The 21833-nt window shown below is 58.8% G+C and carries 20 protein-coding genes; 10 read left to right on the top strand and 10 right to left on the bottom strand.

Translation table 11 applies throughout. The features are described from left to right. The first annotated feature begins 6 nt into the window (after positions 1-6). From thiB to O9X91_RS07680, 4 genes are all read left to right on the top strand, one after another. Complete coding sequence (thiB, locus tag O9X91_RS07695) at positions 7-1020, top strand: thiamine ABC transporter substrate binding subunit (protein ID WP_142912942.1); 1014 nt, start codon at positions 7-9, stop codon at positions 1018-1020. Between the two features lie 19 nt (positions 1021-1039). Further along, complete coding sequence (thiP, locus tag O9X91_RS07690) at positions 1040-2665, top strand: thiamine/thiamine pyrophosphate ABC transporter permease ThiP (RefSeq protein WP_142912943.1); 1626 nt, start codon at positions 1040-1042, stop codon at positions 2663-2665. Then, positions 2662-3378 carry a thiamine ABC transporter ATP-binding protein gene (locus O9X91_RS07685; protein WP_137412304.1) on the top strand — a complete coding sequence of 239 codons (717 nt, stop codon included), beginning with the start codon at positions 2662-2664 and terminating at the stop codon, positions 3376-3378. Before thiP ends, O9X91_RS07685 begins: the two co-directional genes overlap by 4 nt. Positions 3379-3631: 253 nt before the next feature. Beyond that, entirely contained in the window at positions 3632-5146 is a 1515-nt protein-coding gene (locus tag O9X91_RS07680; protein WP_193559318.1) for a M48 family metalloprotease, read from the top strand. Positions 5147-5198: 52 nt separating this feature from the next. Here O9X91_RS07680 and leuC read toward each other — a convergent pair whose 3' ends face one another. Beyond that, positions 5199-6608: a 3-isopropylmalate dehydratase large subunit gene (gene leuC, locus O9X91_RS07675; protein WP_077985457.1), complete on the bottom strand. Its 1410-nt coding sequence runs from the start codon at positions 6606-6608 to the stop codon at positions 5199-5201. 184 nt (positions 6609-6792) lie between these two features. Between leuC and O9X91_RS07670 the strand changes: the two genes are divergently transcribed. Beyond that, complete coding sequence (locus tag O9X91_RS07670; RefSeq protein WP_162520503.1) at positions 6793-6978, top strand: hypothetical protein; 186 nt, start codon at positions 6793-6795, stop codon at positions 6976-6978. A 54-nt stretch (positions 6979-7032) separates the two neighbouring features. Beyond that, a complete protein-coding gene (locus tag O9X91_RS07665; RefSeq protein WP_077985458.1) occupies positions 7033-8310 on the top strand; it encodes an MFS transporter in 1278 nt (425 codons plus the stop codon). A 121-nt stretch (positions 8311-8431) separates the two neighbouring features. Here the strand turns inward: O9X91_RS07665 and O9X91_RS07660 are convergent, their stop codons facing one another. From O9X91_RS07660 to rplS, 4 genes are all read right to left on the bottom strand, one after another. After that, the gene (locus O9X91_RS07660; protein WP_269834291.1) at positions 8432-9373 is read right to left on the bottom strand and encodes a calcium-binding protein; all 942 of its coding nucleotides are present in this window, start codon (positions 9371-9373) and stop codon (positions 8432-8434) included. A gap of 181 nt (positions 9374-9554) precedes the next feature. Then, positions 9555-10868, bottom strand: coding sequence for an HlyD family type I secretion periplasmic adaptor subunit (locus O9X91_RS07655; protein ID WP_142912945.1), 1314 nt, complete (start codon positions 10866-10868; stop codon positions 9555-9557). Continuing rightward, positions 10861-12594 carry a type I secretion system permease/ATPase gene (locus tag O9X91_RS07650; RefSeq protein WP_142912946.1) on the bottom strand — a complete coding sequence of 578 codons (1734 nt, stop codon included), beginning with the start codon at positions 12592-12594 and terminating at the stop codon, positions 10861-10863. Before O9X91_RS07650 ends, O9X91_RS07655 begins: the two co-directional genes overlap by 8 nt. 299 nt (positions 12595-12893) lie before the next feature. After that, positions 12894-13433: a 50S ribosomal protein L19 gene (rplS, locus tag O9X91_RS07645; protein WP_003520506.1), complete on the bottom strand. Its 540-nt coding sequence runs from the start codon at positions 13431-13433 to the stop codon at positions 12894-12896. Positions 13434-13698: 265 nt separating this feature from the next. On the opposite strand from rplS, the gene O9X91_RS07640 reads away from it, so the two are divergent. Then, entirely contained in the window at positions 13699-14445 is a 747-nt protein-coding gene (locus O9X91_RS07640) for a sulfite exporter TauE/SafE family protein (protein ID WP_077985462.1), read from the top strand. Here the strand turns inward: O9X91_RS07640 and trmD are convergent. The 5 genes from trmD to ffh all read right to left on the bottom strand — a co-directional run bounded on the left by trmD (position 14427) and on the right by ffh (position 18125). Beyond that, positions 14427-15125 (bottom strand): tRNA (guanosine(37)-N1)-methyltransferase TrmD, encoded by a 699-nt coding sequence (gene trmD, locus O9X91_RS07635; protein WP_137412300.1) that lies wholly within the window; start codon positions 15123-15125, stop codon positions 14427-14429. The genes O9X91_RS07640 and trmD overlap by 19 nt on opposite strands. Before the next feature lie 3 nt (positions 15126-15128). Next, positions 15129-15695 (bottom strand): ribosome maturation factor RimM, encoded by a 567-nt coding sequence (gene rimM, locus O9X91_RS07630; RefSeq protein WP_137412299.1) that lies wholly within the window; start codon positions 15693-15695, stop codon positions 15129-15131. Positions 15696-15815: 120 nt separating this feature from the next. Beyond that, the gene (gene rpsP / locus O9X91_RS07625) at positions 15816-16193 is read right to left on the bottom strand and encodes a 30S ribosomal protein S16 (RefSeq protein WP_003520510.1); all 378 of its coding nucleotides are present in this window, start codon (positions 16191-16193) and stop codon (positions 15816-15818) included. A gap of 33 nt (positions 16194-16226) precedes the next feature. Further along, positions 16227-16544 (bottom strand): chorismate mutase, encoded by a 318-nt coding sequence (locus tag O9X91_RS07620; RefSeq protein WP_077985465.1) that lies wholly within the window; start codon positions 16542-16544, stop codon positions 16227-16229. 9 nt (positions 16545-16553) lie between these two features. Continuing rightward, positions 16554-18125: a signal recognition particle protein gene (gene ffh, locus O9X91_RS07615; protein WP_137412297.1), complete on the bottom strand. Its 1572-nt coding sequence runs from the start codon at positions 18123-18125 to the stop codon at positions 16554-16556. Between the two features lie 326 nt (positions 18126-18451). Between ffh and O9X91_RS07610 the strand changes: the two genes are divergently transcribed. The 3 genes from O9X91_RS07610 (at position 18452) to mtaB (ending at position 21815) form a co-directional block, all read left to right on the top strand. Then, entirely contained in the window at positions 18452-19522 is a 1071-nt protein-coding gene (locus tag O9X91_RS07610; RefSeq protein ID WP_142912947.1) for an MBL fold metallo-hydrolase, read from the top strand. A gap of 122 nt (positions 19523-19644) precedes the next feature. Further along, on the top strand, positions 19645-20544 hold the full coding sequence (gene dapF / locus O9X91_RS07605; RefSeq protein WP_269833650.1) for a diaminopimelate epimerase: 900 nt from the start codon (positions 19645-19647) through the stop codon (positions 20542-20544). Further along, entirely contained in the window at positions 20541-21815 is a 1275-nt protein-coding gene (mtaB, locus tag O9X91_RS07600) for a tRNA (N(6)-L-threonylcarbamoyladenosine(37)-C(2))-methylthiotransferase MtaB (protein ID WP_269833649.1), read from the top strand. Before dapF ends, mtaB begins: the two co-directional genes overlap by 4 nt. The last annotated feature ends 18 nt before the right edge of the window (positions 21816-21833 follow it).

The following is a 21833-nucleotide window of genomic DNA, read 5'->3' as shown; positions in this document are numbered from 1 at the left end:
ATACCCGTGCACCGTCGTCTTTTCCTGAATTCCCTCGTTGCCGCCTCGCTGTTTCTGCCCGGTCTTGCCATTGCACAGGATAGACAGGAACTAACCGTCTACACCTATGAGAGTTTCGTTTCCGAATGGGGTCCCGGCCCCAAGGTGAAGGAGGCCTTCGAGAAGGTTTGTAATTGCACGGTCAATTTCGTCGGCGTGGCCGATGGCGTGGCGCTGCTCAATCGTCTGAAGCTTGAAGGGGCGGGGTCCAAGGCGGATGTCGTCGTCGGTCTCGACACCAATCTTGTCGCGGAAGCAAAACAGACCGGTCTGTTCGATGTCAGCGGCATCGATGCATCGGCGGCCAAAGTGCCGGGCGGTTATACGGACGATGTTTTCATTCCCTATGATTACGGTCATTTCGCTGTCATCTATGATACGCAGACGGTGAAAAGCCCGCCGACGAGCCTGAAAGACCTCGTGGAAGGCGACCCCTCGCAGAAAATCGTCATTCAGGATCCGCGCACCTCCACGCCGGGGCTCGGCCTGCTGCTATGGGTGAAATCGGTTTACGGCGACAAGGCCCCGGAGGCTTGGGAAAAGTTCAGGAAGCGCATTCTCACCGTCACGCCGGGCTGGTCGGAATCCTATGGCCTCTTCACCAAGGGTGAGGTGCCGATGGTGCTCTCCTACACCACCTCGCCCGCCTATCACATGGTCGCTGAAAAAACGGATCGTTATCAGGCCGCCGCCTTTTCCGAAGGACATTACATCCAGATCGAGGTTTCCGGTCTCCTCAAAAACGCGCCGCGCAAGGAACTGGCAAAGCAGTTCCTCGCTTTCACGCTAACATCCGGTTTTCAGGATGCCATTCCGGAAAACAACTGGATGATGCCGGTCGCGGCGACCTCTAAGCCTTTGCCGGAGGCGTTTTCCAAACTCGTGGTGCCGCAGAAGACTTTCCTGATGGATCCGGAAGAGGTAGCGAGGAACCGCAAGGCATGGATCGATGAATGGCTTGCCGCCATGAGCATGAATTGAGGAAGGGGCACACCCGCGCATGATGCCGCGTCGCGATTACCGACGGTCGATCATTTTCGGAACGGCGGCTTTTGCTGCCGTTTTCCTGTTCATGGCGCTCGCGGTTGCGGCTCTCCTGTCTTTTGATGCCGGCGCGCCCGCTGCCGGCATCATGGATGCCTATACGCTGCGCATCCTGCGTTTCACGCTTTATCAGGCAACGCTCTCCACCCTTCTTTCCCTTTTTCTCGGCCTGCCGGTGGCACTGGCGCTTTGCCGTCGGCGCGAGTTTCCAGGAAGAATCTGGATCGTCAGACTGATGGCGGTGCCGATGGGTCTGCCTGTGATCGTCGGCGCTTTCGGTATCATCACCATCTGGGGCAGGCAGGGCGTTTTGAATTCGGCCCTTGTTTTTGCCGGGGCGGATGAGCCGTTCAGCATTTACGGTCTTTCCGGCATTCTTATTGCCCATGTGTTTTTCAATCTGCCGCTTTCGGTGCGGCTGATGCTGGCCGGGCTGGAGCGTATTCCGGGCGAATATTGGCGCATGGCGGCGAGCCTCGGTATGGGTCCGGTTTCGATTTTCCGTTTTATCGAATGGCCGGCGGTCGCGCGTCTCATCCCCGGTATTGCCGGGCTTGTCTTCATGCTGTGCGCCACCAGCTTCACGCTCGTTCTTCTTTTGGGCGGCGGGCCGGCGGCAACGACGCTGGAGGTGGCGATCTATCAGGCGCTGCGGTTCGATTTCGATCCGCAGCGGGCGATTGCGCTTTCGGTTTTGCAGATTGCCCTCACCGCAATTCTGCTCGGCCTTCTTGCCTTTTTGCCGTCGCCCGAAGCGGAGATTCCCTCGCTTGGCCGTTCCCTTCGCCGTTTCGATGGAAAAGGCGTCGGCGCCCGTCTTTGGGATGGCGTGGCAATCGTGTTCGCTGTTCTGCTGATCGGGCTGCCGCTTGCTGCCATCGCTGTTTCGGGTTTGAGGGCCGATCTGCCGCGCCTTCTGTCCGCGCCGATTTTCCTGCGCGCGGCGGTGGCCAGTCTTGCAATTGCCGCACTGTCCGCAGCTCTTGTTGTGCTCTGCTGCATGGCGATCATCGGCGCGCGACAGGCGATAGGCTCCAGACGGCAGGCGGGGCAACCCCTGCGCTTCCTCTCCGCCATGCTGGGGGCGGGGTCTTCGCTGGTGCTTTTGGTGCCGCCTGTCGTATTGGGAAGCGGGTGGTTCCTGTTATTGCGGGTTTTCGGCGATGTCAGCTTCTATGCGCCGGTCCTCGTGGCGCTCATCAATATGCTGATGGCTTTGCCGCTTGCCATGCGGGTGCTGGAACCGGCTTTCACCAGTCATTTTTTGCGCACCGGCCGGCTTTCCGCCAGTCTCGGGCTTCAGGGCTTGACGCGGCTGCGGTTCGCCGATCTTCCGGTTCTGTGGCGGCCGCTGGCCATGGCGTTTTCCTTCGCCATGGCCCTGTCTCTCGGCGATTTAGGTGCGGTTGCCCTGTTCGGGTCGGAAAGTTTCGTCACCCTGCCATGGCTGGTTTACAGCAGCATGGGCAGCTATCGTACCAATGACGCCGCCGGTTATGCCTTCCTTCTCGGTATCGTCTGCCTGCTGCTTGCCGCAGGCGGTGTTGCGCGGCAATCCCCATCAGCAAGGGCGAGCATATGACCGGCGAGGATTTTGCCGTTGAACTCAACAAGGTCAGGCTGCGGCTTGGAACGCAGGATTTCGACCTCGATTGCACATTCCCGCAGAGCCGGATAACCGCTGTCGTTGGCGCGTCCGGTTCGGGCAAGTCGACGCTTCTCAACCTCGTCGCCGGTTTCGAGGTGCCGGATTCCGGCCGCGTGATGATCGGTGGGCAGGACATGGCGGCGCTCGATCCTTCGGAGAGACCGGTCTCATCGATCTTCCAGGATAATAATCTTTTCGCCCATCTCGATATCTTCACCAATGTCGCTCTCGGTGTCAGCCCCGGGCTGAAATTACGTGTGGAAGACCGGGAACGGATTGAGATGGCCCTCGTCCGCGTCGGTCTTGCGGGTTTCGACAAACGTTTGCCGGGCACGCTTTCCGGCGGAGAAAGGCAGAGGGCGGCGCTGGCGCGCGCGCTGGTCAGAAAAAAACCGGTCATGCTGCTCGACGAGCCATTTGCCGCACTCGATCCGGGACTGCGGGCAGGTATGGCCTCCCTGCTTCTCGACTTGCATGGAGAAACAAAAAACACGGTGATTATTGTCACCCACCATCCTGACGACATAAAGAAGCTGGCGCAGCAGGTGGTTTTTCTTGATCGCGGCCGGGTTGTCTATGTCGGCTCTACCGCAGATTTCTTCGCCACACAAAATGTGAAGGCGGTGGACAGTTTTCTGAACGGGTGATCGCCTTATTTTCGACGTGTGCCGCTGGCAATCGATTTAGATGACTTCAATGGCGCTAATTTGCACTTGCCAGTTTCAAGTTGTTGCCCGAGAAAAGATGGGAATTATTGCGTTCTTCAGGAATAATCCGGACTTGATGGATCGTTTTTACCGTTTCGGCATTCATCGCCCGTTGGGGCGAATCTGTTATTCTGGTCTGCAATTAACGGATGATCAGGAACGTTAGGGGCAGGCATAGAGAATGAGAAATAGCATGACCGCAGAGGGGAGGCTCTTCTCCCGTTCAGGCCTTCGCCGTTCGGGCAGGATGGTTGTCGCCTGTTCCGTGCTGACGGCGTCTGCCGTGTTCCTGTCGTCGTGTCAGTCTCTCTTCAGCCCGGCATACCAGTCCACCTTGCGGCCGTCGGATAATCCGCAAACGGTCGAACAAGTGCAGAAGAATGATCCGCGCGCCCAGATGGGTGCACGGGAACATCCGCGCATCGTGGCAAGTTATGGCGGCGAATATCGTGACGCTAAGACGGAGCGGCTTGTCGCCCGCATCGCCGGTGCTCTGACGGCTGTTTCGGAAAACCCGCAACAGTCCTACCGCATCACTATCCTTAACTCGCCGGCCATCAACGCCTTTGCGCTGCCGGGCGGATATCTTTACGTGACGCGCGGACTGCTAGCGCTTGCCAACGATGCTTCGGAAGTGGCCGCCGTGCTTTCGCATGAAATGGGCCATGTCACCGCCAATCACGGCATCGAACGCCAGCGCCGCGAAGAGGCGGAGGTGATTGCCAGCCGCGTGGTTGCCGAAGTGCTGTCGAGCGATCTTGCTGGCAAGCAGGCGCTTGCGCGCGGCAAGCTGCGGCTCGCGGCCTTTTCGCGCCAGCAGGAATTGCAGGCGGATGTGATCGGCGTGCGCATGCTGGGCGAGGCCGGTTACGACCCCTTTGCCTCGCCGCGTTTTCTGGATTCCATGGCGGCCTATGCGCGCTTCTCCTCGGCCGACCCTGAAAACGACCAGAGCCTCGACTTTCTTTCCAGCCACCCCAACACGCCGCAGCGCATCGAGCTTGCGCGGCGTCATGCACGCGCCTTCGGCCAGGACGGCCAGGTCGGGGATCGTGGTCGCGACTGGTTTCTGGATGGCATAGACGGCCTGCTTTATGGCGACAGCCCGCAGGAGGGTTATGTCCGCGGCCAGACATTCCTGCACGGAACGCTTGGCATTCGTTTCGATGTGCCGGAAGGTTTCGTCATCGACAACAAGGTCGAGGCCGTTCTGGCGACGGGACCGGGCGATATGGCGATCCGTTTCGACGGCGTCGCCGATCCGAAACAGACGAGCCTTGCCAATTATCTGACCAGCGGCTGGGTTGCCGGCCTGTTGCCGGAAACCGTCAAGGAAACGAAGATCAACGGTCTGGAGGCTGCGACAGCCCGGGCAAGTGCGGATAAATGGGACTTTGACGTGACCGTCATTCGTGTCGGCCAGCAGATATTCCGTTTCCTGACGGCCGTGCCGAAGGGCAATACCCAGCTCGATTCTATCGCCAACATATTGCGCACCAGCTTCCGCAAGATGACGCCGCAGGAAATTGCCTCGCTGAAGCCGCTGAGGGTGCGGGTGGTGACTGTGAAGCCCGGTGAAACCGTGGCGACGATGGCGGCGCGGATGATGGGAACCGACCGGAAGCTCGACATGTTCCGCATGATCAATGCCATGAGCGCCACGGCGACGCTGCAGCCCGGCCAGCGTGTGAAGATTATTTCCGAATAAACAAAAACCCCGGATCGCTCCGGGGTTTGCTGTTCAAGCCATCATGCGGCAATCATTGCCACTCACGCACGTCGACGAAATGACCGGCGATCGCCGCCGCTGCCGCCATAGCTGGCGAGACAAGGTGAGTGCGGCTCTTATAGCCCTGACGGCCCTCGAAATTGCGGTTCGAGGTGGAGGCGCAGCGTTCGCCGGGTTTCAGGCGGTCATCATTCATGGCAAGGCACATGGAGCAGCCCGGTTCGCGCCATTCGAAACCGGCTTCGAGGAAAATCTTGTCCAGACCTTCCTGTTCCGCCTGTTCCTTCACGAGACCGGAGCCCGGCACGATCATGGCCGAAACGGTGGGAGCGACTTTACGGCCGTCAACGATCTTCGCCGCCGCGCGCAAATCCTCGATGCGGCCATTGGTGCAGGAGCCGATGAAGACGCGGTCGATGGCGATATCGGTGATGCGCGTGCCGGGCTTCAGGCCCATATACTCAAGCGCACGCCACTTGGAGGCGCGCTTGTTTTCTTCCTCGATGTCATCGGGATTGGGAACAATGCCTTCAACGGAGGTCACATCTTCCGGAGACGAACCCCAGGAGACGATGGGCGGCAGGTTGGCCGCATCCAGCACCACGACCTTGTCGTAATGGGCGCCTTCGTCGGATTTCAGCGTTTTCCAATAGGCGATGGCCTGTTCCAGCGTTTCACCCTTCGGCGAGCGCGGCTTGTCCTTGATGTAATCAAAGGTGGTTTCATCCGGTGCGATAAGACCCGCACGCGCGCCGCCCTCAATGGTCATGTTACAGACCGTCATGCGGCCTTCCATGGAGAGCGAGCGGATCGCCTCGCCGGCAAATTCGATCACGTGGCCGGTGCCACCCGCCGTGCCGATCTCCCCGATAATGGCGAGGATGATGTCCTTGGCGGTAACGCCATCAGGAACTTTACCGTCGACACGCACCAGCATGTTCTTGGCTTTCTTCTGGATCAGCGTCTGCGTCGCCAGAACATGCTCCACTTCCGAGGTGCCGATGCCATGCGCCAGTGCGCCAAAGGCGCCGTGGGTCGAGGTGTGGCTGTCGCCGCAGACGATCGTCATGCCGGGCAGGGTGAAACCTTGTTCGGGGCCGACGATATGGACAATGCCCTGGCGCTTGTCGCGCTCGGAATAATATTCGACGCCGAAATCCTTGGCGTTCTGCGCAAGCGCTTCCACCTGAATGCGGCTTTCCTCGTTCTTGATGCCTTCCAGCCTGTCGGCCGTGGTCGGAACGTTGTGATCCACAACGGCCAGCGTGCGGGCAGGCGAATGCACGGGGCGACCGGCCATGCGCAGGCCTTCGAAGGCCTGCGGGCTCGTCACCTCATGGACGAGGTGACGGTCGATGTAGAGAAGACAGGTTCCGTCTGGGTCGCGATTGACGACGTGGTCGTCCCAGATCTTGTCATATAAGGTGCGGGGTGCGCTCATGGCTCTATGCCTTGTCATGGAAAAGTGTAACCAGGGTTCAGAATGGCGTGGACAGCGGTGCTGTCAGGCGAGCCTAAGTCGGCTGGTGAGCGCCCCGGAAACACGCGCAAAAAACCGTGCCGGCAGACGCTTGTGGTCCTGCAGCACATAAACATTCTGCGCGAGACATCCGAATTTAGATCCCATGGCAGCCTTCATAGCAGATCGCCGGTTTAACGGCAACATGAATGCGCAGAGCACGGAACGCCACGGCTTGGCATTTTCCATGTGCGCTGCATCATTGCTGAATGGCCTCAACAGTCTTGTCTTGCAACGGATCTTCAATGGTTATGATGCAATGCAACTTGCCTATTTTGCGGCGCACATATAGATGGGTTCCCTTATCATTTGCGTTTCGACGAGAAATCGAAGGGAGGGAAAGCATATGGTATCCGAAAAAGCCCTTATCTCGAAGATCACCTGGCGGCTGATGCCGTTTCTTGGCCTTCTCTATCTCATTGCCTATATCGACCGCCAGAATGTCAGCTTCGCAAAGCTGCAGATGGTCGATGCGCTGAGCCTTAGCGAATATGCTTACGGCCTTGGCGCTTCGCTGTTCTTCATCGGTTACTTCATCTTCGAAGTGCCGAGCAACTTGTTCCTCAACCGTTTCGGCGCCAGCAAATGGTTTGCCCGCATTCTGGTTTCCTGGGGCGCCGTCACCATCGCCCTTGCCTACACGCAGAACGCCACGATGTTCTACATCCTGCGCTTCCTGCTCGGACTCTGCGAGGCGGGCTTCTTCCCGGGTGTATTGTTCCTGATGACGCTCTGGTTCCCGCGCGATTATCGCGGCCGTATGATCGGCCTGTTCATGATTTTCAGCGCGCTTGCCAATGCCATCGGCGCGCCGCTCGGCGGCATGCTGCTCGATCTGGATGGTTTCCTCGGCTATGCCGGATGGGAATGGGTGTTTCTCGCGACCGGTATTCCGGCGGTGATCGCGGGTATCGTCACCTTCTTTTATCTGGACGATACACCCGAAAAGGCGAAGTTCCTGAGCCGGGATGAAAAGGACTGGTTGAAGAACCGGCTGGCCCAAGAGAACAAGGGCATGGAGGAGCATGCAGAGGATGGCTTCAAGGCGCTGGTCAATCCGCGCGTTCTGTTCATGGCGCTCTGCTATGTCGGATTCCCGCTGGCCGCTTATGGTCTCAGCTACTGGCTTCCAACCATCGTGAAGAGCTTCGGCGTTTCCAACACCGCCAATGGCTTCATCAACATCATCCCTTGGGTGATCGTTGCCGTTGCCCTGTTCGTCGTGCCTTTGGCAGCCGACAAGGCAAAGAACAAGACGCCCTATATCGTCGCCCCCGCCTTCATTGGCGCCTTTTGCCTGTTGATGTCGGCCTTGCTCAGTGACCCGGTGCTGCAGTTCGCCTTCCTCTGCATCGCCGCTGCCGGCATCTTTGCCGGCCAGCCGGTGTTCTGGAGCCTGCCCGGCCGCTTCCTCAAGGGAGCAGGTGCGGCCGCCGGCATCGCCGCGATCAATTCCGTCGGCAATCTGGGTGGCTTCGTGGCGCAGAACGTGGTGCCCTGGATCAAGGATGAGACCGGCAGCACCATTGCGCCGATGTTCTTCCTTGCCTTTTGCCTGGCGCTAGCAGGCGTGCTGGTCATCATCGCAACGCGCAGAATGGGCAATCAGGTCAAAGCGGCCTGATTTTGGAATATTGCGACATCTGAAGCGGTTGCCGATCGCCGCATATGCAAAAAATCGTGGCCCGGATGTCTCCGGGCCACGATCATTTTAAGCGGCAAATAATGAATTCTCTTCGAGAGAATTACGCGGTGAACCAGTCGCTACCGGTCAGGTGGACACCGGCGACAACGATCTTTTCGCCCTTGTGCTCGCCAGTGACGTTGTAGGTGAGGATGGTGTCGTTATCGATCGTCGACACCGCCCAGTTGTCGAGTACCGTACCGACCGGCTTGAGCTTGTCCATGGCCGTGTTGAAGCCTTCGATAGTGTCGGTCGCAAAGCTCTTGGCCATGTCGCCGAGATTGAAGACGAAGGTATCGGCGCCACCGCTTGCCTTTATGTGGTCGATGCCCTTACCGCCGGTTACCAGCGAGGAGGCGAGGTTTACGCCACTCAGGTCGATAGAGTCGTTGCCTGCGCCGGCGTCGATCTTGACGGAGGTGAAGCTGCCGTCGGTGACGCCAGCGCCACCGTTCACGACATTGGTACCGGCAGCAACGCCGCCATCGAATGCCGTGCCCGCCTTGACCACGATGGTGTCGTTGCCCGCGCCCGTGTCGATGTTGAAGGCGTTTACCCAAGCCTTGTCGTTCGAAATGACAGAGACGGTGACAGTGTCATTGCCTTCGCCGGTCGAGATGTTGCCACGCTTGGCATTGAGAACTTCAACGTTGGACGAACCGGTGCCGCCGAGATGAACATCGACCTGAACGAAATCCTTGAAGATAAGGTTTTCAGAAGTGTCGGACTGGGCGAGAGCGTTTTTTACCGAATTCCATGTCGAAGACACGTCAAATTTGAAGCTGTTCGAGCTGGGATCATAGCCGACATCGACCGTGCCGCCCGCGCCGGTGCCGGGAACGGATACCGCGCCGACATTGACCACGCCGGAGTCGAGCGAAGAACCGTTTTTGACCTGTGCTGTGGATTCGGTTAGGAGCTTATAAGCTTCCTGATCGACCAGATTGGTGAGCGAAGAGACCGAAGCAGCGCCACCATTACCAAAAGTTACTTTTAACGCCATTTTACACTCCCATAAATTTTTGAGAAATCGATGAATTGAAATTAAATTTGTAATAAATATTGCGGGTAATATTTAATACGTAAAAAATGATAATACAATATAAGAAATTGTTTTTTTGAATAAAGTGCGTCTTTAGCGTGTTGCGAAAATTCCTTTCGAAAAATTATGCAATGGAAACTGCTTATTCCTGTACGAAGGTCTTTTTGAGCCTGTCCTGGAACGGTTTTACAAAATAAGAAAGAACACTCCTTTCGCTGGTTTGTATGAATACTTCGGCCGGCATGCCGGGATATAGTTTCCCGCCGGGCAGATGACCCATTCCGGCCTTGTCGGGTTTGATACGCAGCGCGTAATAAGATGTGCCGGTCCGGGAATCCATCTGCAGGTCGGGGGCGACGACAGCAACTTGCGCGCTGAAATCCGGCGTCGTGCTTTGATTGAACGCCGTGAAACGAATGGTAACCGGCTGTCCGACGTAAATCTGATCGATGTCCCGTGGGGTTATATTGGCCTCGATGGCAAGCTCATCCTGCTCAGGCACCACCAGCATCAGCACTTCGCCCGGTTGAATGACACCGTTTATATTATGCACTGAAAGCTGGTAGACGCGGCCGGCGATCGGTGAGCGGATGTCAAGGCGATCCAGCTGATCGCGCGTTGCCGCCAGCCTCTCTTCATATTCCGCAACGGTCGCTTCGATCGATGTCAGATCTTTCGTGACTTCCGATTTCCGGTCTTCATCGAGCTGAAGCAATTGCAGGTCCAATTCGCTCAGCTTGCCCACCGTCTGTGCCCGGGCGGCGATGTATTGGCCCTGCTGGCCTTCGAGATTGGAAAGCTGGCGCTTGAGGAGATTGAGGCGCTGAAGCGTGACAAGCCCTTTTTTGAAGAGCTCGTCCGTCTTGGAAACATCTTCTTTGACGATGGTAAGCTCATTGTCCGTTGCCTGCACCTGCACCTCGAGGCCGCGAGCCTCGTCGGCGAGCTGATCCTTGCGAGTTGCCAGCTGCTTCTTCATGCCGATCAAGGCGTTGCGACGGCTGTTGAAGAGGTTCTGTTCGCTGTCGATAAAGGTTTTGGCCGCCTTGGAACTCGTCAGGGCCGCCAGATCTTCCTGCACGGTGAAAGACGTCGCCTCGGCAATTTCCGCACGCAGACGAGCCCGTCGCGCGTAGAGTTGCGCAAGCGTATTTTCAACGATCGAGAGGTTCGCCTGCACGACGGTCGCGCTCAGCCGCAACAGGATCTGACCGGCTTCGACCCTGTCACCTTCGGCGACATTTATCTCGCTGACGATGCCACCGGAAAGATGCTGGATCTTTTTGGAATTGCCTTCAACGACGACCCGGCCAGTGGCGACCACCGCACCGGCAAGCTTTGCAAAAGCAGCCCACCCGCCCAATCCGACCAACAGGCCGAGCGCCAGAACGACCACCGCGGTCGAGTGTTTGAGAATGGAGGCATTTGTCCTGCCGGTTTTTTCCGTCTCAACCATTTTCGCTCACCCGGTTTTCAATCTTGCGCGTCTCTTCCTCCTCAGGCACCTGGCGGATATTCTGCCGCAGTATTTGCGCGAGCACCTCCTCCTTCGTGCCAAAACGCAGCATCCGACCGTTGCTCATCACCATCACCAGATTGACGCTTTCAATGGCGCTGGGGCGATGGGCAATCACGACGACGATGCCGCCGCGCGCCCTGATGTCGCCAATGGCGTTGCGCAGGGCCGCTTCGCCTTCGCTGTCCAGATTGGAGTTCGGCTCATCGAGAAGAACGAAAAAAGGCTCGCCAAACAGGGCGCGGGCAAGGCCGATGCGCTGTTTTTGTCCGCCCGATAAAGCCTCGCCACGGTCGCCAATATAGGTATCGTAACCGTTGGGCAGGTTCAGGATCAGCTCATGCACCTGTGCGGCCTTGGCCGCGGCGACAACCGCTTCCGCTGTCGCATCGCGGTCGAAGCGCGCAATATTCTGCGCCACAGTCCCGGGCATCAGCTCCACCTGCTGGGGCATGTAGCCGACGGATTTGCCGAGAAACTCGAAATCCCACTGGTTGAGCGCGGCCCCATCGAAGCGGACGGAACCGCGTTCATAGGGCCAGATGCCGGTCATCAAGCGTGCCAACGTGGATTTGCCGGAGGCGCTTGGGCCGATGATGCCGAGACCATCGCCCGCGTTCAGCGTGAAGGAAATATCGGCAACCGTATCGCGCGCGCCGTTTGGCGGTCCACCGGTTACACGGTCAACCGCTACGGTATATTGCGGGCGGGGCAGGGAGAGCGGCGGCGAGGGTTCGGGCACCAGTTCCAGGAACTCGTTGACGCGTTTCCAGCCCTGTCTTGCGGTCATGAAGCTGCGCCAGTTCGCAATCGCATGTTCGACAGGGCCGAGCGCCTTTGCGGAGAGGATCGACCCTGCGATGATACCGCCCGCCGATGCATTGCCGTCGATGACAAGAACGGCGCCGATCGCCATGACGCCGGATTGCAGCAGCAGCCGGAATGTTCGCGACATGGCGCCGAGCATGCCGGCCGTATCGGATGTCGACAGGGTAACGGCGCGATATCTGGAATGTAGCTCGTCCCACATGGATGTCACCGCCCCCATCATGCCCATGGTCTTGATGGATTCAATGTTGCGCTGGCTGCTGCCGACGAGGACGTTTCTTTGGCCTCGTGCAGTATAAGCCTGTTTTGTCGCCCTTTCGGTCAACCAATTAGTCAGAAGCGTCAGTACGATAAGAACCAAGGCGCCGCCGAGCACAGCAAACCCGATCCATGGATGCAGGGCGAAACAGATCAGCAGATAGATGGGCAGCCAGGGAATATCGAAAAAAGCCGCCGGACCTGGCCCGGAGAGAAACTGGCGGATCTGATCGAGATCGCCGACGATCTGCAGCCCATCGATCTTCCCCGAGGCAAGGAGCGGGGCAGTGATTGACGCCCTGAAAAGCTTCTGATTGAGGGCGTCGTCCATATTGTCCGAGATGCGCGACAATATGCGTCCTCGCAGCGCGTCGAACCCCATCAGAAACGCGTAGAGAACGATCAGGAGAACGACCAGCGCCACAAGGGATGGAATGCTCTTGCTTGGCAAAATGCGGTCGTAAACTTCCAGCATGAAAAGCGAGCCGGAAAGATTAAGAACATTCATCAACGCACTGGCGAGACCAACGGCGAAAAAAGCGGACTTATTTTTTGTTAAAAAAGAATTAAATAAAAACATAATAACACCTGAAACGGCTAGAAAATTGCACAATAAATGCAATTAGGCAATGCTGTTCGAAGATTGGCTAAAACAGTTTTGCGGGAAATCAGGTCAGCATTTGTTGCCGGTCGAAATCTGCCGGATCTTTCGGCGAAGCAAATGACTGAAAGAACGTCGGTATTCTCTCTGGCCAGCCAATGCTTGCCAAACGCGGCTTTCAAGCGGCATTTTCCTCGCATGGCTTGTTGCGCTACATCAGCGCAACAAAAAAGGCGGCCCGAAGGCCGCCTTTTGATCAATCCATCGAAATGGAAATCTTATTCCGCTGCGGTTTCAGCAGCCTTTGCTGCTTCTTCCGCTGCCTTGGCTTCTGCGGCTTCGGCTGCTGCCTTTTCGGCGGCGAGAGCCTGAGCTGCTGCTACCTTTTCGGCTTCCAGACGCGCCTTCTCGTCGGCAAGCGCCTGACGCTCGGACTCGTTCAGCTTGCGGGCGCGCGTACCGGTGTTTTCAACGATACGGGCAGCTTTACCGCGACGGTCGCGCAGGTAGTAGAGCTTCGCGCGGCGAACCTTACCGCGGCGAACGACTTCAACGCCTTCGACCAGCGGGGAGTAGATCGGGAATACGCGCTCGACGCCTTCGCCGTAGGAAATCTTGCGAACGGTGAAGCTTTCGGAAAGACCGCCGCCGGAACGGGCGATGCAAACGCCTTCGTAAGCCTGTACGCGGGTACGGTTACCTTCGGTAACGCGCACGTTGACGCGCAGGGTGTCGCCCGGAGAAAACTCGGGCAGGGTGCGCTTTGCTTCGATCTTGGCGGCCTGTTCGGCTTCCAGCTGCTGAATAATATTGGTCATGTTAACCTCTGATTTCTTCTGAAACAGCCAGAGCGCTCAACGGTTCGTCTGTCGGTCAATGCCTTCAGACCATGCCTTGCGGCAGGAGCGGGTTCGCCATTCTTTGCTTTCGGTTGGGATATTTCCCATTTCCACGCGGGCACATACACGAGGCAGCGCCGTTTGTCATCCCTTTCATGACAATATTTTATCAATTACGCGCCGCGTTCCGGCAGTTGCGAAGCAGCGCGCTGGCGGATATGGCATGGGAACCTTGGGAGGGGCTATGTCCGTATTCGTTATTCTCATGCTGTTCGCCACCGGCTTTCTGTCGGGTGTCGTTAATGCCATTGCCGGTGGCGGCACTTTTTTGACCTTCGGCGCGATGACGCTGGCCGGCCTGCCGCCGATCGTCGCCAACGCCACGTCAGCCATCGTGCAGTTTCCGGGCTACGTCACCTCTGTCATCGCCTATGGGCCTGAAATTCGCGCCCATTGGCGCGAGGCAATCCTTCTGTCTGCCGTTTCAGTCGTTGGCGGGCTGGCCGGATCGCTTCTGCTTTTGTCGCTCGACAATCCTTCCTTCCGCCAGCTTGTGCCATGGCTACTTCTCGCTGCAACCGCCGTTTTCGCTGCCGGCCCGTGGCTGAGGCCAAAAGCGAGCGTCGAACGTTCGCCCGGCAATCTGCCGAGCCTCATTTTCCAGGGACTCGCTTCCGTCTATGGCGGTTTTTTTGGCGCTGGCATGGGCATCATGATGCTGGCCATTCTCGGAATAACCTCGGGAGGCAGCTATCATCATCTGAATGCGCTGAAAAACCTCTTGTCAGTCGTGATCGCCGTTATCGCAATCGCGATCTTCGTCAGCGGCGGCGTCGTTTCCTGGTGGGCGGCGCTCATCATGTTCCCCGCGGCCGCACTTGGCGGCTATGCGGGCGTGCATACGGCACGGCGGGTGCCGCAATGGATCATCCGCTGGCTGGTGATCGCCGTCGGGCTGGTGCTGACGGCCTATTATTTCGTTTCGGCCTGAGCCTTTACCAGAAGGTCCGGACGTCTTTCCTGCGTCAGCTTCAGCGCCTGTTCATGACGCCACCTGTCGATGACGGCGTGGTTGCCGGAAGTAAGAATGGCGGGGATGTCACGGCCTTCCCAGACCTGCGGGCGGGTATAATGCGGATGTTCCAGCAGTCCGCCCTCGAAGCTCTCATGAACACCGGAAAGATCGTTGCCCATAACGCCGGGCAGGATACGGACGACGGCGTCAAGAAGCGTCAACGCCGCCGGCTCACCGCCGGAGAGGATGTAATCGCCGATCGACACTTCCTCCAGCCCGCGCGCCTCTATCACCCGCTGGTCGACACCCTCGAAACGACCGCAGACGATAATCGCGCCCTCTCCGGCCGCCAGTTCACGCACACGGTTTTGCGACAGAGGCTTGCCGCGCGGGCTCATCAGTAGCCGCGGGCGTGTATCGCCATTGGAAACATGGTCGATGGCCGCCGCCAGAACGTCGGGTTTCAGCACCATGCCGGCGCCGCCGCCTGCCGGCGTGTCATCGACGCTTCTGTGTTTGTCGGTGGCAAATTCGCGGATCTGCACGGCGTCCAGTGACCATTGCCCCCGCTCCAGCGCCTTGCCCGCCAGCGAATATCCGAGATGTCCCGGAAACATTTCCGGGTAGAGCGTCAGAACGGTAGCCTTGAAGGTCATGGTTTATTTCTTGCCGAAAGGCGATACGCCGGTTTCGTCCTTGTCATCGGGATTGTCGATCAGTCCGGCGGCCATCGGATCGATGAGAATGCGACCGGCTTCGAGGTCGATTTCCAGCACGGCTGCTTCCGAAAAGGGAATGAGGGCAGGGCGTCGGCCTGCACCTTTCAGCTCCAGCAGGTCACCTGCGCCGAAATCATAGACGGCGCTGACGGCGCCATAACTTCTGCCCTCCGCATCGACGGCTTCCAGCCCTTCGAGATCGGCATAATAAAACTCGTCATCGTCAAGCTCGTCGTCAGGCAGATTGTCGCGGTCGATGAAGAGTTCCAGACCGTTCAAGCTCTCCGCCGCATTGCGGTCGTTGATGCCTCTGAAGCGGACGACGACGACATTCTTGCCCTCGCGCAATTCCAGAATCTCGAAGACGCGACCATCGGCGGTAACCAGATTGCCATAATCGCCCAGCGCCATGGGGTCGTCCGTATAGGTACTGACACGGACTTCGCCGCGCAGGCCCTGTGCGCCGCCGATTTTTGCCATGAGTACCGGGTTTTCCAGCTTTGCCATCGGGCCGTCCGTCTTCTGGTGTTGGTTGCGTCAGCTTTAAGGTTTGTTGACGCCAAAATAAACAAAAAACGGGCGGCATGGAAAACCACACCACCCGTTCTTCAAAAGTTTCCGTGCAGATTATTCTGCAGCAGAGGCTTCCGCAGCAGCAGCGGCTGCATCTTCAGCCTTCTGCTTCTTTTCAGCGATACGCTCGAGAGCGCGCTTGCCCGGCTTTGCCTTTTCCGGGTTGCTGCGAGCGGCGCGCTCGGCAAGGCCGGCTTCAGCGAGGAAACGCAGAACGCGGTCGGTCGGCTGTGCGCCCTTGGCGATCCATTCCTTGATGAGGTCAGCCTTCAGCTCAACGCGCTGCGGGTTGTCCTTGCCGAGCATCGGGTTCCAGGAACCGACCTTCTCGAGGAAACGGCCGTCGCGGGGCGAACGGGCGTCAGCAACGACGATCTGGTAGTACGGGCGCTTCTTGGAACCACCGCGTGCGAGACGAATTTTAAGTGCCATGTGATATACTCCTTAGGATGGCTTGTCCGCCGTTCAGGCGGTCTTGTCGAGGCCGCCATGTTCGGCGGCGATTGCTTCATGATGCCGGATGACTTCCTTGATGATGAAGTTCAGGAACTTCTCGGCGAAATCCGGATCCAGATTGGCGTCCTTCGCAAGACGGCGAAGGCGTTCGATCTGGTATTCCTCGCGCGCCGGATCAGCCGGCGGCAAACTGTATTTTGCCTTCAATACGCCCACCGCCTTGGTGCAGCGAAACCGTTCGGCAAGAATGTGAACCAGTGCGGCATCGATATTGTCGATCGACTGGCGGTATTCGGAAAGCTGGGCTTTCACCTCTACATCGTTCACCGGTGTGCCTCACTTCTTCTTCGGAAAACCGGGAAGCCCCGGCATGCCGCCGAGACCTGGAAGCTTTGCGCCGCCAAGACCTGGCAATCCCCCAGGTAGCCCGCCAAGACCGGGCATCGCGCCCGGCTTGCCGAGACCGGCGGCTTCCGCCTGCTTCTGGAGCGCTTCAAGCTGCTTCGGATCGATGTTGGACAAATCAGGCATGCCGCCGCCCATCATGCCACCGAGGCCCATCTTGCCGGCAAGGCCGCCCATCATCTGCTTCATGATGCCGCCTTTGCCCTTGCCGCCCATCGCCTTCATCATGTCGGCCATGCCGCGATGCATTTTCAGGAGCTTGTTGATTTCGGCGGCATCGGTGCCGGAACCGGCGGCGATGCGCTTCTTGCGGCTGTGTTTCAGAATATCCGGATTGGCGCGCTCGGCCTTGGTCATGGACGAGATGATGGCGATCTGGCGGTCGAACATCTTGTCGTTCATGCCGGCCGAAGCCATCTTGTCCTTCATGCCGGCCATGCCGGGCATAAGACCCATGATGCCGCCCATGCCACCCATCTTCTTCATCTGGGCAAGCTGGTCGGCGAGATCGTTGAGGTCGAACTTGCCCTTGGCCATCTTCTCGGCCATGGCGCGGGCTTTTTCCGCATCGATGTTTTCGGCGGCCTTCTCGACCAGCGAGACGATGTCGCCCATGCCGAGAATACGGTCGGCGATACGGCGCGGATGAAACTCATCGAGTTCGTTCATGCGCTCGCCGATACCGATGAGCTTGATCGGCTTGCCGGTGACGGCGCGCATGGAGAGGGCAGCACCACCGCGACCGTCACCATCCATACGGGTCAGCACGAGGCCGGTGATGCCGACGCGCTCATCGAAATTGCGCGCCAGATTGACGGCGTCCTGACCGGTCAGCGAATCCGCCACCAGCAGGATTTCATGCGGATTGGACTTCTTCTTGATGTCGGCCATTTCCAGCATCAAGGGTTCGTCGATATGGGTGCGGCCGGCGGTGTCGAGAATGACGACGTCGTGACCGCCGAGTTTCGCAGCCTGTACGGCGCGCGCGGCAATATCCGTCGGCGACTGGCCGGCGATGATAGGTAGCGTGTCGACACCGGTCTGGACGCCGAGCTGGCGCAGCTGTTCCTGTGCGGCCGGACGACGCGTGTCGAGAGATGCCATCAGCACCTTCTTCTTGTCGCGGTCGGTCAGGCGCTTGGCGATCTTGCCGGTGGTCGTTGTTTTACCCGAACCCTGCAGACCCACCATCATGATGACAACGGGGGCGGGGGCGTGAAGGTCGATGGAAACGCCTTCGGTGCCCAGCATCTCGACAAGCTCGTCATGCACGATCTTGACGACCATCTGGCCGGGCTTGATGGATTTCAGGACGGCTGCGCCGACAGCCTTTTCACGCACCCTGTCGGTGAAGGAACGCACGACTTCCAGTGCCACGTCCGCTTCCAGAAGCGCACGGCGAACCTCGCGCAGGGCGGCGGCAACATCGGCTTCCGTCAGCGCGCCACGGCCGGTCAGTCCATTCAGAATGGAACCAAGGCGGTCCTGGAGGTTTTCAAACATCGTTTCTTCCTTCTTCGTTCCGGGGTCTCCGAAACGTCGGTGCTTTCGCTGGCAAAAACAAGACGCAAAGCCAAAAAGCACCCGAGGGCGCATCGCGCTGTCGGGTGTTGACCTCCGGGATCTCTTTATACCTTTTCGGGTCCCGGTCGGCGGCTTGGAGTCGTGAAACTGCCAGCTGATGGGCGGGATAAACAGGAAAGTGCGGGAAAAGTCAAGGCGGTGGCGGGATTCAGCCGCGAAAGCGCCGATTTCATCTTTGCGTGATCTTCAGCCGGCCATGATGGGTCCTCCTTGAAGGCTGCTTCTTCGCCACCTATACATCTTCCATGAACCGTCGAAAATTTTTCCGTTTTTCCGCTGTTGGTCTGCTCGCTCTGGCAGGCGGCGGCCTTTATGCCCGCCGTTCGAGCGCCAGCGCCTATTACAGCGGCCCTGTCTCCGATCATTTCGACGGGATACGCTTTTTCAATCCTGGCGGCACGCCGCCCGGCAACTTCATGGGCCTTTTGAAGTGGCGCTTCAATGGCGAGCGCTCCACATGGCCGGAAAGCTACCCCAGCCCCTTTCCCTTCGCGAAGCCGGAAGCACGGATCGAAGGCAAAGACATGCGCGTCACTTTTGTCGGCCATGCCTCGTTTCTCATCCAGACGGCGGGTTTGAATATTCTCATCGATCCGGTGTGGTCGCAGCGCACGAGCCCATTCAGCTTTGCCGGTCCCAAGCGGGTCAACCCGCCCGGCATCCGTTTCGAGGATCTGCCGCCCATCGATCTGGTGCTGGTGACGCATAATCACTACGACCATCTGGATATGGAAACGCTGAAGCGCTTGCATGTGGCGCACAAGCCGCTTTTCATCACGCCGCTTGGCAATGACGCCATCATCCGCACCGGTGTCGAGGCGGCCCGTATAGAGGTGGGGGACTGGGGCGATGTGATCGATGCCAGTGCGGTGAAAATTCACTTTGAGCCCTGCCACCACTGGTCGGCGCGCGGCCTGAATGACCGGCGGATGGCGCTCTGGGCGGCTTTCGTCATCGAAACGCCTGGCGGCAAGATTTACCATATCGGCGATACCGGCTTCCATGAGGGACTCAACTATCACGCCGCGCGAAAGAAGCATGGCGAGTTCCGCCTCGCCAACCTGCCCTTCGGCGCTTACGAGCCGCGCTGGTTCATGAAGGGCCAGCACCAGAACCCGGCGGAAGCCGTGGAAGGCATGAAGCTTTGCGGTGCGGCGCATGTCTGCGGCCACCATTGGGGTACGGTACAACTCACCGATGAGGCGGTGGATGCGCCGCTTGTGGCCCTCAAGGCAGCGCTGACGGAGCAGGGAGTGGAGGAAAGCCGTTTCCGGCCGATGCGCCCGGGTGAGGTTTTCGACGTGCCTTCCGCCTGACGGCCGCCCCGTTTGCGCCGCAACAGTCTGGTAATTTCCCGTCCTTTCCGCCATATAGGGCGAAAGCGCGGGAAAATCCCGCATGCAACCCGGTTTTCAGGCAGTTTTCAGGTTTTAAGGCGATGGCGGACACGGTCGAATTTGCGAAGATGAACGGGCTTGGCAACAAGATCCTCGTTGTCGATATGCGCGGCCGCAAAGATATGGTGACGCCTGATGCGGCAATCGCCCTGAATTCCGATCCCGCCACGCAGTTCGACCAGATCATGGCGATCCATGATCCGCGTGTCGGCGGCACGGATGCTTATATCGATATCCTCAATTGCGATGGCACCAAGGCGCAGGCTTGCGGCAACGGCACGCGCTGCGTGGTGCAGGCGCTGTCTTCCGAAACCGGCAGGACCAGCTTCACCTTCCAGACTGTCGCCGGCATCCTGAATGCCGTCGAGCATGAAGGTGGCATGATTTCGGTCGATATGGGTCAGCCCAGATTCCGCTGGAGCGACATTCCGCTGTCTGAGGAATTCCACGATACCAGTCGCATCGAATTGCAGATCGGGCCGATCGATGCGCCGGTCCTGCATTCGCCGGCCGTCATGTCCATGGGCAATCCGCATGCGATTTTTTGGGTGGATCGCGATCCGATGACGTTTGATCTCGAACGTTTCGGGCCGCTTCTCGAAAATCACCCGATGTTTCCGGAAAAGGCCAATATCACGCTGGCGCAGGTCATTTCCGACAGCGCGCTTCGCACCCGCACCTGGGAGCGTGGCGCCGGGCTGACGCTTGCCTGCGGTTCGGCCGCCTGCGCGTCGGCCGTTTCCGCTGCCCGTACCGGCCGCACCAGCCGAAAGGTCACCATCGATGTCGCCTCCAGCCCCATCCGCGTGCCGCTGACCATCGACTGGCGTGAGGATAACCACGTCATCATGACCGGCCCTGCCGAATGGGAATGGTCCGGTTCCGTCGATCCCGTCACGGGCGTCTGGGCGCGGGATGCGGTCGAGCGGGGGGCTGTATGAGCGGCGTCGAGGTCATAACCTTCGGCTGTCGTCTCAACATCTATGAATCGGAAGTGATGCGGGCGGAGGCCGAAAAGGCCGGGCTTAACAATGCCGTGCTGGTCAATACCTGCGCCGTGACGGGCGAGGCGGTGCGCCAGGCGCGCCAGGCCATCCGGCGTGCACGGCGCGACAATCCGCACGCGCGCATCATCGTTACCGGCTGCGCTGCCCAGACTGAAAAACAGACCTTTGCCGACATGCCCGAGGTGGATGCGGTGCTGGGCAATGAGGAAAAGCTGAAAAGCGCCTCCTATCGTGCGCTGCCCGATTTTGGCGTCTCAGCGGAAGAAAAGCTGCGCGTCAACGATATCATGAGCATCAAGGCGACCGCGCCGCAGATGGTGAAGCACATAGACGGGCACGTGCGCGCCTTCATCCAGGTGCAGAATGGCTGCGACCATCGCTGTACTTTTTGCATCATCCCCTATGGGCGCGGCAATTCGCGCTCCGTGCCGATGGGTGCGGTGGTGGATCAGGCCCGTCGGCTGACGGAGAGCGGTTATCGCGAAATCGTGCTGACCGGGGTGGATGCCACGAGCTATGGCGCGGACCTGCCGGGCGAGCCTTCCCTCGGCTATCTCGCCAAGACATTGCTGAAGCAGGTGCCGGACATCCTGCGGCTGCGGCTTTCCTCCATCGACAGTATCGAGGCCGACCGCCATCTGATGGATCTGATTGCCGACGAGCCGCGTTTCATGCCGCATCTGCACCTGTCACTCCAGCATGGCGACGACATGATTCTGAAACGCATGAAACGCCGCCATTTGCGGGCAGACGCCATTCGTTTCTGTCACGAGGTGCGGTCGCTTCGGCCGGATATCGCTTTCGGTGCGGATATGATCGCCGGTTTTCCGACAGAGACGGAAGACATGTTCGAAAACGCCGCGACGCTTGCGGAAGAATGCGGCATTTCCAGCCTGCATGTGTTTCCCTACAGCCCGCGAGCGGGTACGCCGGCGGCACGCATGCCGCAGCTTGACCGGGCTTTGGTGAAGGAGCGGGCGGCGAGGCTTCGGGAGCGCGGCGAGGCGCTGCGGTTTACGCATCTGCAAGGTATGGTCGGTTCGGCGCAGACGATCCTCGTTGAAAACAACGGTTTTGCCCATACCGACAATTTCACGCTGGTGGAGGCACCGCATCTTGCCCCGCGCACTCTTGCGCAGGTTTCGATTACCGGCCACAACGGCAAACATCTGAAGATGAAGCTTCTGGCGGCGGATGCGGCCTGAGGCGACACAAGAGAAAAG

This window comes from Agrobacterium salinitolerans, assembly GCF_027498475.1.
GTDB classification, from domain to species: domain Bacteria; phylum Pseudomonadota; class Alphaproteobacteria; order Rhizobiales; family Rhizobiaceae; genus Agrobacterium; species Agrobacterium salinitolerans.
This window is presented reverse-complemented; position numbering and strand designations above follow the sequence as displayed.

What these genes read in the sequence shown, in the direction of transcription:
- thiP (WP_142912943.1), top strand. Translation starts at nt 1,040, where the DNA reads ATGATGCCGCGTCGCGATTACCGACGGTCGATCATTTTCGGAACGGCG.
- O9X91_RS07685 (WP_137412304.1), top strand. Translation starts at nt 2,662, where the DNA reads ATGACCGGCGAGGATTTTGCCGTTGAACTCAACAAGGTCAGGCTGCGG.
- O9X91_RS07680 (WP_193559318.1), top strand. Translation starts at nt 3,632, where the DNA reads ATGACCGCAGAGGGGAGGCTCTTCTCCCGTTCAGGCCTTCGCCGTTCG.
- leuC (WP_077985457.1), bottom strand. Translation starts at nt 6,608, where the DNA reads ATGAGCGCACCCCGCACCTTATATGACAAGATCTGGGACGACCACGTC.
- O9X91_RS07670 (WP_162520503.1), top strand. Translation starts at nt 6,793, where the DNA reads ATGGCAGCCTTCATAGCAGATCGCCGGTTTAACGGCAACATGAATGCG.
- O9X91_RS07665 (WP_077985458.1), top strand. Translation starts at nt 7,033, where the DNA reads ATGGTATCCGAAAAAGCCCTTATCTCGAAGATCACCTGGCGGCTGATG.
- O9X91_RS07660 (WP_269834291.1), bottom strand. Translation starts at nt 9,373, where the DNA reads ATGGCGTTAAAAGTAACTTTTGGTAATGGTGGCGCTGCTTCGGTCTCT.
- O9X91_RS07655 (WP_142912945.1), bottom strand. Translation starts at nt 10,868, where the DNA reads ATGGTTGAGACGGAAAAAACCGGCAGGACAAATGCCTCCATTCTCAAA.
- O9X91_RS07650 (WP_142912946.1), bottom strand. Translation starts at nt 12,594, where the DNA reads ATGTTTTTATTTAATTCTTTTTTAACAAAAAATAAGTCCGCTTTTTTC.
- rplS (WP_003520506.1), bottom strand. Translation starts at nt 13,433, where the DNA reads ATGACCAATATTATTCAGCAGCTGGAAGCCGAACAGGCCGCCAAGATC.
- O9X91_RS07640 (WP_077985462.1), top strand. Translation starts at nt 13,699, where the DNA reads ATGTCCGTATTCGTTATTCTCATGCTGTTCGCCACCGGCTTTCTGTCG.
- trmD (WP_137412300.1), bottom strand. Translation starts at nt 15,125, where the DNA reads ATGACCTTCAAGGCTACCGTTCTGACGCTCTACCCGGAAATGTTTCCG.
- rimM (WP_137412299.1), bottom strand. Translation starts at nt 15,695, where the DNA reads ATGGCAAAGCTGGAAAACCCGGTACTCATGGCAAAAATCGGCGGCGCA.
- rpsP (WP_003520510.1), bottom strand. Translation starts at nt 16,193, where the DNA reads ATGGCACTTAAAATTCGTCTCGCACGCGGTGGTTCCAAGAAGCGCCCG.
- ffh (WP_137412297.1), bottom strand. Translation starts at nt 18,125, where the DNA reads ATGTTTGAAAACCTCCAGGACCGCCTTGGTTCCATTCTGAATGGACTG.
- O9X91_RS07610 (WP_142912947.1), top strand. Translation starts at nt 18,452, where the DNA reads ATGAACCGTCGAAAATTTTTCCGTTTTTCCGCTGTTGGTCTGCTCGCT.
- dapF (WP_269833650.1), top strand. Translation starts at nt 19,645, where the DNA reads ATGGCGGACACGGTCGAATTTGCGAAGATGAACGGGCTTGGCAACAAG.
- mtaB (WP_269833649.1), top strand. Translation starts at nt 20,541, where the DNA reads ATGAGCGGCGTCGAGGTCATAACCTTCGGCTGTCGTCTCAACATCTAT.